Source organism: Streptomyces sp. WG5 (genome assembly GCF_049974565.1).
In the GTDB taxonomy this organism is placed as follows: Bacteria; Actinomycetota; Actinomycetes; order Streptomycetales; family Streptomycetaceae; genus Streptomyces.
On the sequence record NZ_JBNGGC010000064.1, the window covers coordinates 1 to 15,287 of the forward strand.

Here is a 15,287-nt window from a genome sequence, read left to right on the forward strand (position 1 = left end):
GGACCAAGGACGCGGCCGAGGAGGTCAGCCAGGCGGTGGCGTTCCCGCGGCCGGGGGAGCCGTTCGAGCCGGCGGGGAAGGTGCCGGTGGAGGCGTGGTGGCGGGCGGTGTCGGGTCCGATCGGGCACCCGTGGCGGCCTCCCCGGATCGTCGAAGGCGTGGCTGGGACGAGCAGGGGTGATCTTGACCTGGCGGGGGAGCGGTGAGGCCGGTCGGGGACAAGATGGGGGAGATGGCCCAGATGCTGGAGCGTCTCCCTGCTGACGAACGGCATCGGCTGCTGCGAGCCTTGGACGGAGCGCCCCGCGTGGAGCGCGAAGCCATAGCTCAGCGCTTCAGGCCCTTGCCGTCCCTGGAGAGCCCGTCTCGGGTGGTCGTCCGAACGCGCTTCGTGCGGCGCTGAGCTTGCAGGAAGGGGCGGCTGGGCAGCGCTCGGCCACACTCCCGGCCGGTGTCGGTGGCGGGTCTAGAGTGCGGCGCATGTCTGCCGCGTCCCCTTGGCTCGATGCCAAGACTCCCCGGTCGCCGGTGTACTCCTTGAACGTGCCAGGGGAGCCGATGGTGCAGGCGTGGCGTACGCGGCCTCCCAGGGTGCCAGCATCGCGGCGTGGTACCTGGTTGTCCCGCTGAATGCCACCAAAGAAAACCCCGTTGCCTGGTTCTATACGCTCACCGGGGACTCCGACTACCCCTGCGGGTGGATGGGCCTGGCTCAACTCAACGGCCTGGCGGCCAAGTATCAGAACGTCACGGTGGGCGTAGATGTACATGCCTTCCGCGCTGGGATGCTGGCCGACCGGTCCGGATTGCCGACGGCGCCCTGACGTTACGCGCGCGGCCCCCTCACCGTGGTGGCGAGGGGGCCGCGCTGTGTCCGACGGGGAGGGCTACTGGTGGTTGTCGGCCGGCCAGCGGACGGGCGCAGCGCAGGACCAAGAGGGCCACGGCGGCGGCGATCACCTCGTGGACTTGCGGCTGAGTGTGGAGCAGATACCAGACGGCGCCGGCGACCGCGACGCCGGGGCGACGCCATTCGAGGCCCAGATTCGTCCAGGGCTGTGGTTCCATGGGGCCGTCCATTCCCTACTGCTTGCGGCTGTGAGGGAGTACGGACAGGAGGAGGTCGCCCTTGCCCGGGGCGGCCTCTGTCCGTTGCGGTAGACGCTAAGCGACGGAAAGCCCCCGAACGTCGTGAAGGTTTTCCGCCAGCCAGATTGATCCTTGGGCGGCGTGACGCATCCTCAGTTCGCACATGATCACGGACAGAACCCGCAGGTTATGGGCCTATAGCCTGGGTTCTTAGAGTACGTGCGTTGTCCAGAAATTGCAGGTGAGGGACCTGGCATGGGCACGCGGTTGGATATGGCTCGATATCGACCGTGAGGCCGAGTACTCGCGTCACATCTTCCGAAGTGTTGCGTTGATTAGCCGGTGGCTTACAGCCACCCCCAGACGCGCTCATGACACATTCCCTCGGAGTCGAGCCGCCTTCCACCCGCGTCCAGCGAGCGCCAGAAGGTGAGGGTTCACATGCTCTGCCTGCTCGTCGACCTGTCCCACATGAGGGCCCGCCTACACACTCGGAGGGTCGGGAAGGTCGGGTCCGCCGTACGCCCGGCTCATTTGCTGCAACCACCCCTGAATCCGCTGCACCGACTTTTCAACATGCGGCAACTGCATCCACAAAGCCAAGAAGAAAGCCACTCCAAGAAAAGCAGCCTCTCGACTGCGACGTTCATTCTCCGAAACGGTCCGCTCCACCCAGCCATCCTCGACATCTCGGAACATATTAGAAATCAGGGCGCCAGGCGCTGCATGGACTTCTTCCGACCACACCCGGTACAGAATGTTGTACTGATTTACCCGCATCGAATCCGATGACGCTTTCGCCAAGTCGAGGGCCGTCTGTCGGCACCAGCTTGACACCCACTTCACCGAGTCGTTCTTCGTCTTCGCGCGGAAGTCCGTGAACTCGTTTTCCAACCACCAGCCAAGCTGCGCAAAAAGTTCCTCATCCACCTGCCGGCCCGTGTCCTTTTCATACGTCAGCCGGCGATGGTGCGCCTGAATCATCTGAAGCATGCCGTACCGCGCAAACAGTAGAGCCCCCGCCTCACGGTCCTCCTGCTGTGCCAGATGCTCCATATTCACCAGCAACTCGAACAACTGGCGGACGATCGCGACGGCATGCTCCCAATATCCCTGCTCCAGGAGCACCATCATGGCCTTCAGGCTGTTCGACCCACGCATCAATATTTCAAGATCAAACCGAACCAGCCGGTCAGAGGCATCGGGAGTCACCCGGATCGCTCCCTCAGCCGCAACCGCGACCTCGCGCAGAAGCGCGAGCTCCGCCCGCAAGGACTTCTTCGGGGAGCGCACGGCCAGCGCCTGCGAGTTGCGTGCCGTCGGCCCCGACCGCTTCCTCTTACTGCTCGACTTCCGATTCCTCTGCGTCATGCGTTGACGGTAGCGAAGCAGGACACCCCACGCGGACTCATTTACGGCTGTCCTGTGCCACAGAACCCTGATCGTGTGCCATCGAAGTGGCCGATGAGGAAGGGGTGACCGGACCCTTTTGTTGTGAGTTTGGCCCACGACGGCGGTGGCCAGAGGCCGAGCGACGCGGCGTACTTGATTCCGCGTCGCCAGGGGCGACAGATGACGCTAGTCCGTTGCCTTTAGTGTCGCCCGTTCTACGGTGCGTTCGGTGGGACCGCGGGAAACGGCCTCCATCGGACAGTGCACCCGGAAAATGATCCGGCATGCGCAGACGGTGAGAATGCCCAGGTGGTTGGCTTTACCGGGCCGCGAGCCACCCGCGGGCGCTGGCGGTGCGTCTGCCGGGGGTCGGGTCGCGCTGTCGCAGCGGCTCGGTCCGCTGGTGGCTGCACAGGTCGCGGAGATTCTGATCGACCTGTCCCCGGCCGGCCAGGGACAGGCGGCCGGGGGCGAGTTCTACAGCGTCGTGGCCACGGGGCTGCTCGTTGAGGTGCTGGCCGGGACGACGCGGTATGCGGTTGTGACGGCACCGCGAGTGCGGTGACACGCCACCGGTGGGTCAGGTGGTGTAGCCGCCTTTCCAGTCAGCCAGGGATCGCGGGTGCAGGCGCGTGGTCAGAAGCCTGCCCGCGAGGGGGAACCATTCGCAGTGGACGCCGTCCCACTGGTCGTGGAAGTGCTGCGGTCCCCAGTAGTCGCTAGTGTTGTGGGCGGGCTGGCCGCAGCTGGCGCACACGTAGACGGTGCCGGTGAAGTGGCCGAACTCCCGGCCCATGGTGGGCGTGCGATGCGCCGGTCCGGTCGTCGGCCAGGGGTAGAACTCCCGGATGGTGTCGAGGCCCAGGGAGAGGCTCCAGTCCATGCGCAGGAGGTTGGCGGCCATCGGGAAAGTGGGGCAGTAGACGCCGCCACCCTGCTCGGTGAAGTGGCAGGGGCCGGTTGCGCTGGGGTAGGCGGGCTGTCCGCAGGTGCCGCAGAGGTAGAGCTCCCCGGGGTGGTCGGCGATGCTCAGTCCAGCCGACGGAAGGGCCCGGCGGCGGGCGTGGGTGTACCTGCCGCGCGCGGTGGAGCGAATGTCCATCTTGCGGCGCCGGTCACGGGTCATCACGGTTCCTTGCTGGCGTGCCCACGCCCACGCCGAAGCGAGGAGTTCGAAGCTGATAGGGGCGCGATTCGGGGAACCTTGTCCGCCTGCGGGGCGTGGGTGCTGGTCCGCGGGGAGTCCGGCGGGCGCGGCCGCCTCGGGACGGGAGCCTACAGGAAGCTTTGCGTTGCGGGTGCGCGTTTTTGGGGCCGGGCTGATGCTGGAGGCATGGGGCGTCGCCCGATAGTCGTGGGACAGCCGTCGCCGACAGGCGGCAGGCGGGTCCGCATGAACGGAGAGATCCTCGGCCTGGCGTACGGGACGCGAGACGTCGAGAAGTTCTTGCGGAGGGCTGGCCTGGACGACGTCCACCTGGAGACGTCGGAACTGATCGAGTGGCGCGGGGTGGCCCCCGGGTGGGGGAGCCGGTCGGGTAAGGGGATCCGGTCTGGTGGTCGAGCGCCCCCCGTGGGGGTGATCGCGCATGGCGGCGGGCGCGAGGGCTCCGCTACGTTCTGCTCCCTTGCTACGAATGGGAGGAACGGGAGCAATGCGCAGGTTGGGACTGGCGGCAGCCGCTGTGCTCATGGCCGGGGCGCTGGTGTCGTGCGGCGGTACGGAGGACACCGCGAGCGGGGACGGCAAGAGCGACAGCACTTCCGAGAGCGCACCGGCGGCGGAGTCGTCGAAGGCGCCGGCGGCGTCCGGCGACGTCAAGATCACCAAGGCGGGGGTGGAGGACCACCAGGTGTGGGGAGACGGCGCGTACGTCGTCCACTACGAGATCACCAACACCGGTGCCGACGCAGCGAACTATTTTGCGGAGATCCGCCTGGTGGACAAGGACGGCGATCACCTCGGGCAGACCGGGGTAACGGCGGACCGGTTGGGGCCGGGCAAGTCCAGCACTGGCGACATCGGCGTCCTGGAGGCGGAGATCCAGAACGGGAAGCTGAGTGACATCGTGGCGGCGAAGGTCGGGACGGTGGATCGTACGAAGCCTGAGTGATCTCGCGGTGCGGTGAGCGCAGGACCCCGGTCGCCGTGGTGGTGACCGGGGCCCTGCGCGTTCAAGGTCAGATGCGGCCAGCCCCGGAAGGCCGGCGGCCACGGCGATGCACCCTCGTGGAGGGCCTGGCCCAGCGGGGCAGCGGCGCTGGGGGCGCGCTGGAGCAGTATGCCCTTGCCGAGCTTGTGGGCGGCGCGGACGAGGGCGGGGCGCCCGGTGGGCCCTCTCTCCGACCGGGACGACCACGGAGTCTGCCTGGATTCGCATGCCGACCGCCGCTGGGCCGGGCGGTCATCCACCACGTGAGTACGGCATCCAATACCGTGCCGCACAACGTGCTCGCCGCGGCTTTGATCAGTTCTGGTTCCACGGATCGAAGCATCATTCCAAGATGGTCTCTGTCACCGGGCTGTTGCCTTTCGCGGCAGAACATGAAACGTCCCGTGGTATCAGGGCCGTGCCAGCCCCCGACACACGACTGCTCGGGGCCGGACGCCCCGGGCAGTCTCCGCCACAGCCGGTGGCAGGTGGCCTGTCAGATCTCCTTGAACGTCCCGTTTATGCCGAGTTCTTCAAGGCGCTGCTGGATTTCCTCTGCCGCGTCAGCCTGCATCACCAACTGGAGGGTGCCCTGCAGGTAACTGATCTGCCTTTCGTCCAGGGTCATGTAGAACGCCCGGAAGAGCGCGGCGAAGCCGTCGGCGCTGTCAGCGTTGGCCAGAAGATTCTTGGTGAAGGAGAAGGCAACCTGCCGCTCCTTGACGGGTGCCGGCTTCGGTGATCTATTCGGCTCCTCGCCGCCAGCCGGCTGCGGAGGGGTCTCGGCCGCATCACCCACCAGCTCCCCGGACGCGAGCGACGAGGCACCACCCGCGGTGTCGCCGACACCGCCTGCGCACGGGCCTTCGTGGGCCGACTGGTCGCACGTGGAGCATGCCTTGGTCTGCGGTTTGGCGAGGCGCAGGCCCGTGCTCGCGAGGTTGACCTGGCTGGGAGCCGTGACTGCCACCTCGGTTCCCGTTCCGTCGACGATGCTCAGCAGCCCTTGGCCTACGGCGTCGAAGATCGCCTGCTGAAGATCGCGGTCGCCGCCGTACAGCAGCGGCAGCCGGGGAGCACTGTAGAAGGCGGCCCGGATGTCGGAGAGGGTCTTGCCGTAGTCGTTGTCGCGGAGGTTGTGCAGGAGGGCCTTGGCGCTGAACTGGCCGGTGTCGAAGACCTTGTCCCGGTCGGCGAGGCCCTTCCAGACGAGTAAGCCGTCGAGGGCCGTGATGTTGTCCTTGTCGAACGTGAGCTGGTCCAGGTACCGCTCTCGATCCGGGTCGGGCTGGGCCAGGAAGGCGACATGCTGGTAAGCCCGCTTGATCTGCCTCTCCAGCTGGGTCTTGGCCTCGCTGAGCTCCTTCGCCCCGATGGTCTTGAGCTCGTCGTCGTTCTGGATCTCGGGTGCCTGCAGAGCCTTTTGCCTGGCCAGGTACTCCACCGCCAGGTTGCGTGCCAGGGCTCGCTGCTGCGTGTTCACTACGGCGTAGACCGCGCTGCTGGCCCATTGGACGGGAAGTTGCTGAGAACCTTGCCCGAGTCCCATGGCGACGTTGAGCGCCTCGAGGGTCGGCTTCTCCATGCCGTTGCGCAGACTGAACTGCGCGGGGTCGAGCACGATGAGCCGGATGGTGTGGGCGGTGTCCAGCCCGGCCGTGGCGAGGACGTCGGCGGCGCTGCGCTGGAGGTCCGCCGAGACGTATTTCACCTCACGGAACGGTCCGCTGCTGGTCAGCCTCTTCGCGAAGTCGAAGAGGACCTGGTCGCGCTCCGTGTCGGTGATGGTCCGCCGGATGTTTTTGACCAGCATGCGGTGGGTGAGCCGGGTGGACAGGAAGTAGCGGGCCGGCTTGTTGTTGCCCTGTCCAGGCGTGATGTCGAGTGCGCTCATCCCTCGGTTCGGGTTGACCAGCTCGTCCACCACGCCGTCGGCGTCAGTGATCGTGTAGGTAGTCTCCGGGACGCTGGTGGCCGCCTTGACCTCGGGAGCACTGGCCCCGCGGCCTCGCCCCGGCCGCAGGGTGCCGACGACGCTGGCCAGGAGGATGAAGGTGGCCGCTCGTTCGGCCGCGCGGGGGTTGTGCGAGGACCAGGTGCTCGACGGGCGATCGAGGTCCTGGCGGCGCGCGGCCCCGGACGAGGCGTCGTGGTTGACGACTTCGATCTCGGCCAGGCTTCGGTAATTGGCGATGGTCCGGTCGTCCTCCACCAGACCGCTGCCCAGGAGCGCCTCTCGGACGGTGTTGTCCGACAGCGGCAGGTCTCCGGGGCCTATGAGGGCTGGCACCCACTCGCCGGCCTTGCCGCGTTGCTGGAGAGCGTAGACCGTGGCAGCGAAGATGCGGATCGTGGACCGTACCCGCTGGAATCCGGTGATCTTGCCCCATTCATCCTGCGCCAGCTTGATGAGCATAGGGTGAAACGGGTAGCACGTCGCCATCTCCGTGCGCCAGTTGCGACGCCAGTTGGCATTGATCGGGTCCCAGACCTGCTTCGCCCAAGACTTGTCCGTCAGCACTTTCTCGTGCAGTGCGGCAGTCGCAGCAAGGACCTCCCCGGCGGGCTCGGCGTCGAACAACCGCCGGCGGAGGATGTCGGCGAAGTCGCCCACGCCGGTCACAGTGGTCGGCAGGCCGTTGCGGTCGAGCTGGCTGTTCAAGTCATCACGGCGACCCTGCGCAGCGGCGGACAGTGAGGTCTTGTCGACGTCGGGGGCGATCATCACGACCAGCATCGCGACGTGAGGGACATCGTTGACGACATCGAGCACTGCCCGCAGGAACGCCATGTCCTGCGCCGCCAGGTCGGTCTTGTTCGCGCCGTCCAGTCCGTTGCCGATGTAATCGAGCACTTCATCGACGATGATCAGCACGGGTCGGTTCACCGCACTGATGGCCTCAGCGATCTTGTGCTTGTCGCTCCAGAAAGGCCGATAGCGTGCGTAGAGGGTGTAGTCCTTGGAGAACAGGCGCCACAGGAAACGCTCGTAGAGGGTGACGGCGGGGCCGTCGAGCTCCTGCACGCCGGCGCCCGGGGTCATGTTGTCGCAGGGCAGTACGACGACGTGCGGACGCCCGAGGTCGTCGGTCAGCGGGTGCCCGATCCTGGCCTGTGCCCGCTCAGCGACCTTTTGGCCGAGTTCGGTACCCAGCAGTGCCGCTGGATTGGCGGCCAGGTGGTAGGCGCCTATGCAAGCGTGCGACTTGCCGCCGCCCATGCCCTGGGCAAGTCGGGTTACCGCTCGGGCCTTCAAGTAGTCGTCACCGCCACCGATACGCACCGCGACCTCGGTGAGCAGGTCGACGAGCAGTTCGGTCGGGTGCGTGATGTCCCCGTAGTAGCCCGCGTCGGCGTAGGGCGGGCGATCGGCTCCGGTCGCGTGAACGGCCCGGAACAGCGACATCTGTACGTCGTCGATCTGCCCAGAGGCGTTGAGGATTTCTTGGCGGAGCTTGAGTGCCTTCCACCAAGGCGTCACGCTGGTCGTCACTGCTGCTCTCCTGGGCTGGTGGAATCAAGGGGCGTGGGGATGCTGCGGAGCCTCATCGCGAAGGCCTCAACTGGGAGTCTTCGATCAGTTCGAGCTGCGGATTCTCGTAAGGGTTCGCAGCGACGGCGGCCTCGGCGGCCCCGATGACGCCCGGTCGGTTGCGCAGCACTCGGGTGAAACGGACGGAATCCGGGTCGTTGTCGGGCAGCCGGTCCGCGAGGAACTGGATGGCTGACCAAAGGAAGGTGTCGTCGGCCGTGTGTTCCGCGGCCGCGAGCACCTCACCCATGGCCTGCAGGCCCTCCTCCGAGGCGGCTGCGAGCGCGAGGGCGATATCGATGACGGCCGATTCTCCGCTGATCTTGCACTTGAAGTCGCGGGAGGCGATAAACCGGACACCGCCGTCCGCGTCGGGCACCAGATCACGAATCGCAGCCAACTCGAGCGTGGCTGCCAGAGCCTGCCAGCGTAGTTCGGACTTTGCCCGGACCTGTCGGTTGTAGAGCGTGATCCACCACAACGCGAAACGGGTGCGCGCGTCGAAGGTCTCCAGCGGCTGGTGGTCGATCTCGACCGCCATCGCCTCCTGGACGGCAGCTCGCGCGAGCGGAAGAAACGTGTAGATGTCGACCGACTCGCCCTTGGCATCGAGGATTTCGCTGTAACGGCCGACAACTTCCATCGCCGGTCCGGCAGCCGCCATGAGCATGTCGGCCGGGGCCAAGCCCCACCGCTCCCAGTCCGGATAGCGCTGCTTGATCTCAGCTTTGATCTCGGCCTCGACTGCCCCCTTTCGGCCGGGCGGCCGGCCGGTGGGTGCGGGGCGGCATGCCATCGTCAGGGTCGTCTCGATGTTGGCCTTGCCCTGTTGGCCACCGGACTCGGTGTTAGCTGGCCAGGAACCGGTCATTACCAGCCCAGCTCGCTCGATCGAGTGGAGCAGCCGCTGCCACACTTCGGGTTCCCCGTGGCCGAAGACGATGGTGACGACGCCATCGTCCCGGACTACCTGCCGCATCTGCGTGAAGGCCTCGGTGATGAGGGTGTCGTAGTGCTCGCGCGTGCGGTGCTCGTCTGGGGCTTCACCGCGTACCCGCTTCACAATGATTTCTTGGCTCTTGTCCTGACAACCGTGAGGATCGGTTGTGACTACGAGTTCCGGCCAAGTGCCGTGGAGGCATCGCTTGACCCATGCGTAGAAGAGATCCGAAGCGTCCGCGTACGCGATCATCTGGTCGTACGGTGGGTCAGTAACGACTGCGGCGAACGTGCGGGGCGGGAAGGCCAGGGTTGTGGCGCTTCCCCGTTGCACTGAAGCTGGCTTGCCGCGAAGATCGGAGAACAGGTTGCGGCAGGCGGCCAGGACGTTGTCTGCGATCGACTTCCAGGTTCCCGGGCCATGGCCGATGCCTGCCTCGAAGAAGTCGTGGGAGAAGGTGATCGACCCTTCGTTGACGAATAGATCCCCAACCTGCGCGCCGCCCTTGCTCTGGAACCGGGCACCGCGGGTGGAGCGCCGCAGTTTCTTCACCACGACCGCGGTCGCGTACCCGGTCAGTGCCCGCACGTACTCCGCGGACAGCCCGCCGGCGGCCAATTCCTCGCCGACCTCATTGATGACGCGGGCAAGCCGCACGTACGACAGGGTCTGGCGGTCGACCATCAAGTCGCCGTACGTCTTGGCCCCGTAGATGCTTGGACCGATAATGTTGTTATTGCCTGGCGCGATGCCTTCATCCGGAACTGCTGGCAGAAACGGGCTGAACGCGGCCTCTGCGACCAACGCTCGTGCGGCTTCTGCGGCAGCCTCGCGCTCTGCATCTGTAGGCCTGCGGAAGGTCTTCTGGCCCTTAGGGCCGATGTCTGCAGCGAGGACCAATGCGTCCAGGCCGTGCCCCTCCTGCATTTGTCGACGGTGCACGGCAAGTGGGTGAACGTGGTTGCAGAACACGCAGATCGCACTCTTTCCCGCGATCTTCTTGCCGGCTGCAACAGTGTTGGTCAACGACGGCGTTCGGGTGGCCTTCCCTGGCGTCACGACGGCTTCCCACTTGCCAGAGGCCCTGTCCGCCTCGATGTGGAACGACATAGCCTCTCTGTCCCCACGGGCTGGCATCAGCTCGTAGGAACCGATGAGCGGAAACCGGTGGTGGCATTCCTGGCAAGGGATGGTTACGGACCACAGGTACCCCCAGGGGAGGGAACCCTTGTGCCGGGGATAGAAATCGCTCATCGCTTCAGCGTGGCGAGTCTGTATCTCCGCAAAGAGTGACTCGATGTCGCCCAGCAGTCGGTCGGTTCGAGACATCAACAGATGATCTCGGCTGTTCCCGAAGGGGAGCTCGGGCTCCTCGCTCCAGTCCCTGAACGCCGCGGACGTGAGCAGGTTGCTGGCGAGTACGGCTACCGGGCTGTAGTCGACGGCGAAGGCGCGGACGCCCAGGCGGGCCGCCTCCAATGGAATCATGCCGCGTCCCGAGAACGGGTCCAGCGTGGTCGCTTCATCAGGATTGGCCTTGGTGATCTCGGTCTGAAGTTCACCCCAGGCTGCGTAGCGCCCCTTCATGGCCTCGCGGACAAGGTTCTGCAGTCGCGTCCGCTCTTCGGGGTCGTCTGGCCACGGCAGGAGCGAGCATATTGTGGCGGCCTTCGCCTGTGCGGTGGGTCGCTTGGCAAACCACATGAACAGGGAGATCTCGCTGTTGCCAGAGCCCCATCCCTTGTCGCTGTTGGCCGACACCTCCGCGCTGGGAAACCATCGTTCGATCATTCGGGTCATGCGTTGCTCCCGGGGGCGTTCTTGAGGCTGCTGCCGGGAACGCGGAACACCGCGTTCCCGGTCATGACGTTCGCGAAGAGGGTGGCGGGGTCTTGGTAGGCGCCGAAGAAGCGGCCTTTGCCGTCGGCGCAGTGGTCGATGACGTAGAGCCAGTACTCCTTGCGGTGCTGGGTCGCGATGAGGACTTCGTTGCCGGTCATGCGGATGCCGTCGCTCGCCGCGCTGCCGAGCACGCCCTTGACCTCGACATGGCGGACCTGGCTGTTGCGGCGGGCCTCCAGGTCGTATCCGCGGCCCTCTGTGTGAGTGTCGGCCACTGTCCAGCTGTCGTCCTCGAGAAGCTGCTGGACGTGTCGCATGGAGACCAGTTCGGCATCGATCTCGGCCTGTACGCGGGTGTCCGCCGTGGCCAGAACGCGGATCCGACCTATCTGCTTCGGTTCGGTCAGATGCACGTCCGCGAGCCGCTGCAGTTCCTGGAGCCGCTGGGCGGTCTGGGCCTGAAGCCGACGCCGCAGCTCAAGGCGGGCAGCTCGGTCCTCAATCCGGTCCGTCAGACTCAGGGGCAGGTTGTTCAGGTCGCGGCGGGCCTGGGCGAACCAGTCGGCGCGCACCTTCCGGTGCTCTGCGACGGTCGCGGCGGCAACATCGCGGGCCGCTGTGAGCGCGTGGCCCTCCCGGGCAGGGTGTGGTTCACCGCCGTACTGTTCGGCGGGGACAAGATTGGCCAGGGACTCCCACCGGACCGGCCGTGCGTTGCCGCTGTCGTCCACCTTGATCAGGGTGGCCCACACGCTGGCGCGGTTGCCGTTGCTCTCCGTCATCGTCGCCTCGTACGCGTACAGGTCGTACGGCGTAAGGCTGGTGGGATCGGCTGAGGCACCGGACTGATACAGGTCTTCGGCCAGGGCATGCTCAGCCATGTGGATCAGGTCGCTGAAGCCGGGCTCGCCAGGGCCGAGGGTAACGGTGCCTCCGACGTCGATGCTCTCGGACGCGTTGCGTACGGCGTCGCCGCTGGTCGCGACGTGAACTTCGTGCTGTCCGCCCAGGGTGACAGGAAAACTTGTATTGCCGTTCACAGTGAGCCGCCGGAACCCGGGGCCGGCCGCAGTCGGTGCGGACTCCAGCACGTCGGCGGCTGCGAGCCGGTCGAGGTATGCCTCAACGATGGCAGGGTTGATGCGTGCGAACAGGTCACGCTGGAGCAGCGTCAGTGCGGCGACCGCGTCCACCTGGCTGGCAAGGCGGCGCTCGTTGTCCCGTACCTTCCGGGCCGCCCGGGTGAGTTCCTGGGCCTGGACTGCCTGGGCTGCGTCGATGGCCTGCTGCTTCTTCACCTCGTCATTGCCGTAGAGGTCCGACAGCCACTTGTCGTAGTCGACGCCCGTGATCTCTGCGACGGCCGACAGGCTGTCGAACATCTGGCCGCGCAGCTCGTTCGCGGCCGTAACGAAGTTGTCCAGGAGACGGAGCAGGGTCGCGCCCTCCCGGGTGTCCGCGGCGACCAGGTTGTACAGGTAGACATCACGCTGCTGACCGACGCGGTGAATGCGTCCCATCCGCTGTTCGAGGCGCACCAGGGACCAAGGGATGTCGTAATTCACTAGCACATGCGCGGCCTGCAGGTCGATGCCCTCGTTGCCGGCGTCCGTGGTGACGATCACCTGGAACTCGGCACGCATGAAGGACTTGCGGGTCTCGTCGCGCTCGACCTTGCTCTGGCGGCCGGAGTACAGCTCGGCGGAGTACCCCTGGGCCTGGAGCCGCCGGGCAATCCACTCAGCCGAGTCCGCGTACTCGGTGAAGATGACGGCCTGCTCACTGTTTCCCGGCAGGATGCCGTGGGCGGCCAAACAGTCGTCGGTGAGCCGCTTCCACTTCGACGGTTGCCAGCGGGGATCAGTGATCGTTGCCTCGATCTGCTGCAGGAGGCCGTTGATCGCGGTCCGCTCAGCCCTGGTCGAGGCCGAGACCGTGTGAATCACCTTCGCCTCATCGACCTCGGTCTCGTCACCGTGGTCCTCGCGATCGGCGATGAGCGCCGCCTCCGCCTCGCTCATCGCCCCCATGTGCTCGTGACGCCGCCGCAGGGTCTCGGCGAGCGCGTAGAGGCTGGAGGCTGCTCGCTTGCCGTAGACCATGCGGGCAAGCGGCTGCGCCACCGGAGGGAAGAACCGGTCGACCATGTCGAGCGCAGCCTGATAGAAGCCGTACTCGGTCTGCGACAGCGGGACACGGTGGTTGTGCGCGGTGCGCCCCTTGAACAACCGGGTCGTGCCGTCGTAGTCGACCAGGTCCTCCTTCATCCGCCGCAGGAAGTGGATGGGCCCGGGACGCAGTGCATTGAGCTCGACGTTGGGGTCGCTGCCCGGATCCGGGTAGATCTCGGGGTCGACTAAGTGGAGCAGGTGTCGGAATAGCCACTCCTTGCCCCGGTGCGGTGTTGCCGTCATTAGCAGTGCCCGCGGGGTGTTCTTGGCCAGAAGCCGTCCAACCTGGTGGAAGCCGGCAGCAGTCGGAGTCAGCCGGTGGGCCTCGTCGAAGACGACTAGATCCCAGCCGGCCTTGTCCGGGCGTATCGCGTCCTGCACTGCCGGGTTCACCGCTGCGAGCTCGAGAGAGACCACCCACAGGTCGTTGGAGTTCACGGCGTCCTCACGCACCGTGGCCGAGGTGAGCTGACGCAGTCCGCCGCCCAGGAGCCTCTGGAAGTCGTCCACCCACTTGGTGGCGAGGTTCGCTGGGCAGACGATGATCGCCCGCTTGATCAAGCCGAGTCGCTGCATCTCACGGAGGTACAGGCCCGCCATGATCGTCTTTCCGGTGCCCGGCTCGTCGGCCAGGAGGAAGCGCAGCAGGGGCTGCGGAAGCATCGCTCCGTAGACAGCGGTGGTCTGGTGCGCGTACGGCTTCAGCGGCGTTGCCGCCATTGCACTGGACTCGGCGTTCGTAGCCGCCGCGTTCATCCACTGGGTCCACATGGCGGCCAACACGCGGGCCGAGTTGGCCTTGCCGTCGCTGACGAGAGGCCGCACGGTCTCGGTGTCTCCAGGCGCCAGATTCACCTCGTGGCGTCGGTCGTCGTCGTCGACGAGGATGAGGTCCCATGAACCGGGCTCGTCTCCGGGCAGCGCGAAGCGGATCGTGGCGAACTCAGGCACGCCGGCGGCTCGGACTTTTACTCTCTGGCCGCGCTCGAATAAGCCTTCGGGCTGCATGCTTACGTGTCTGCCCGGAGGCTTACCGGTACCCAGCTGCCGGAAATGCTCACATGACGACTCACTGGACGTGGACAAGACATGTCCCGGCCCCCTCCCCCTCGACCACCTACGGTTCCCCAACCCGGTCGACTAACGAACCGTCAAGTTATCGCATGACCTGCGGGTTTCCAATACGAAGGTCGCGTAAGCATGTCAGGTGCAGCTCCTGTCGCTGGTGCCTTGCATAGTCCAGGGGCCTTGTCACGACCAAGTTGAGCCAGATTACGGGGAGGTGACAGGGGTCGATCATCGATCCTGGACACACCCGGCACTGGATCATGAGGATCTGAGAACGGACATCTTGTGGTCATGAAGACTCATCCGCTGCCGCAGTTCAAGGCCGACTCGGTCGCGTACCAGCACTCGGTTCCAAGTGGACCGGTTCACGAGCTGCTGCAGCATTCTGTTTGGTGCCGTCCGGCAGCATTGAGGCATGGCCTGGAACGACTTGCGGCAGCCGTCCCGCAGCAAGGCGTTTACAGTAGCCCCGCATAACGCCACCTTCCTTCGTCCGGAGCCTCGGCCCTGAGCGTTGCACACGCAGGTACTGAATCTGCTTGGTTCGGAGGAACCAAGAAGACTGTCGATGGCGATGAACGACTGCGAGGTGTACGGCGACTCTGGGAGCGCCCACGGCTGCCCACGAGTGTCCGCCGGGCTCTGCGCGAACGGCTTGCGGGGCAACGAGAAGCGAGCCAACGGCATCATGCGGACGTTGTCCATCGCTGGCATCCACCTGTGCGGACGCGTCCGCGCCACCGCCCCGGGTCCGGCAGGATCACAGGTATTGGACCTGCTCCAGAAGCTCAACTCGGTTGATGCAATGCAGCAGGGGGTCGCGGCCCTGAAGCCTGATAGAGCGTCATGTGGCCCAAGAACCACACGGACTTTACGCCGCTGCCTGGCATGTGGCCAGACATTCATATGACGCCTGCGCAGGGGGTGCAGGCCCACCTTGACCTGCAGGGAGGCACTCCGGGAGGGGTGCTGCTGCCGATCCACTGGGGCACGTTCAACCTGGCTCCGCATCCGTGGGCGGAACCCGGGGAGTGGACCAAGGACGCGGCCGAGGAGGTCAGCCAGGCGGTGGCGTTCCCGCGGCCGGGGGAGCCGTTCGA

At 66.0% G+C, this 15,287-nt stretch carries 9 protein-coding genes and 2 pseudogenes; 5 read left to right on the plus strand and 6 right to left on the minus strand.

Annotated features, from left to right (window positions below):
* Together ACP4IX_RS35370 and ACP4IX_RS35375 are read left to right on the plus strand one after the other, a co-directional pair.
* Positions 1-206, plus strand: a pseudogene (locus ACP4IX_RS35370) (MBL fold metallo-hydrolase); the annotation flags it as partial.
* Positions 207-569: 363 nt separating this feature from the next.
* Positions 570-824 carry a hypothetical protein gene (locus tag ACP4IX_RS35375; RefSeq protein ID WP_426558664.1) on the plus strand — a complete coding sequence of 85 codons (255 nt, stop codon included), beginning with the start codon at positions 570-572 and terminating at the stop codon, positions 822-824.
* Positions 825-843: 19 nt separating this feature from the next.
* Here ACP4IX_RS35375 and ACP4IX_RS35380 read toward each other — a convergent pair whose 3' ends face one another.
* Entirely contained in the window at positions 844-1,068 is a 225-nt protein-coding gene (locus ACP4IX_RS35380; protein ID WP_426558666.1) for a hypothetical protein, read from the minus strand.
* Positions 1,069-1,572: 504 nt separating this feature from the next.
* Positions 1,573-2,460: a DUF5677 domain-containing protein gene (locus ACP4IX_RS35385; RefSeq protein ID WP_426558668.1), complete on the minus strand. Its 888-nt coding sequence runs from the start codon at positions 2,458-2,460 to the stop codon at positions 1,573-1,575.
* 424 nt (positions 2,461-2,884) lie between these two features.
* Here ACP4IX_RS35385 and ACP4IX_RS35390 point away from each other — a divergent pair, with 424 nt between their 5' ends.
* Entirely contained in the window at positions 2,885-3,046 is a 162-nt protein-coding gene (locus tag ACP4IX_RS35390; RefSeq protein ID WP_426558670.1) for a hypothetical protein, read from the plus strand.
* A gap of 15 nt (positions 3,047-3,061) precedes the next feature.
* On the opposite strand, the gene ACP4IX_RS35395 is transcribed toward ACP4IX_RS35390, so the two are convergent.
* A complete protein-coding gene (locus ACP4IX_RS35395; protein WP_426558672.1) occupies positions 3,062-3,607 on the minus strand; it encodes a hypothetical protein in 546 nt (181 codons plus the stop codon).
* Positions 3,608-4,136: 529 nt separating this feature from the next.
* On the opposite strand from ACP4IX_RS35395, the gene ACP4IX_RS35400 reads away from it, so the two are divergent.
* On the plus strand, positions 4,137-4,595 hold the full coding sequence (locus ACP4IX_RS35400; protein WP_426558674.1) for a hypothetical protein: 459 nt from the start codon (positions 4,137-4,139) through the stop codon (positions 4,593-4,595).
* A 535-nt stretch (positions 4,596-5,130) separates the two neighbouring features.
* Here ACP4IX_RS35400 and ACP4IX_RS35405 read toward each other — a convergent pair.
* The 3 genes from ACP4IX_RS35405 to ACP4IX_RS35415 are packed head-to-tail and all read right to left on the minus strand — an operon-like array spanning position 5,131 to position 14,127.
* Positions 5,131-8,127, minus strand: a complete 2,997-nt coding sequence (locus ACP4IX_RS35405) for a DUF499 domain-containing protein (RefSeq protein ID WP_426558676.1) — start codon at positions 8,125-8,127, stop codon at positions 5,131-5,133.
* 52 nt (positions 8,128-8,179) lie between these two features.
* Positions 8,180-10,906 carry a DUF1156 domain-containing protein gene (locus tag ACP4IX_RS35410; protein WP_426558678.1) on the minus strand — a complete coding sequence of 909 codons (2,727 nt, stop codon included), beginning with the start codon at positions 10,904-10,906 and terminating at the stop codon, positions 8,180-8,182.
* On the minus strand, positions 10,903-14,127 hold the full coding sequence (locus tag ACP4IX_RS35415) for a helicase-related protein (protein WP_426558680.1): 3,225 nt from the start codon (positions 14,125-14,127) through the stop codon (positions 10,903-10,905). Before ACP4IX_RS35415 ends, ACP4IX_RS35410 begins: the two co-directional genes overlap by 4 nt.
* Positions 14,128-15,078: 951 nt before the next feature.
* Here ACP4IX_RS35415 and ACP4IX_RS35420 point away from each other — a divergent pair.
* A pseudogene (locus tag ACP4IX_RS35420) lies at positions 15,079-15,287 on the plus strand (MBL fold metallo-hydrolase); the annotation flags it as partial.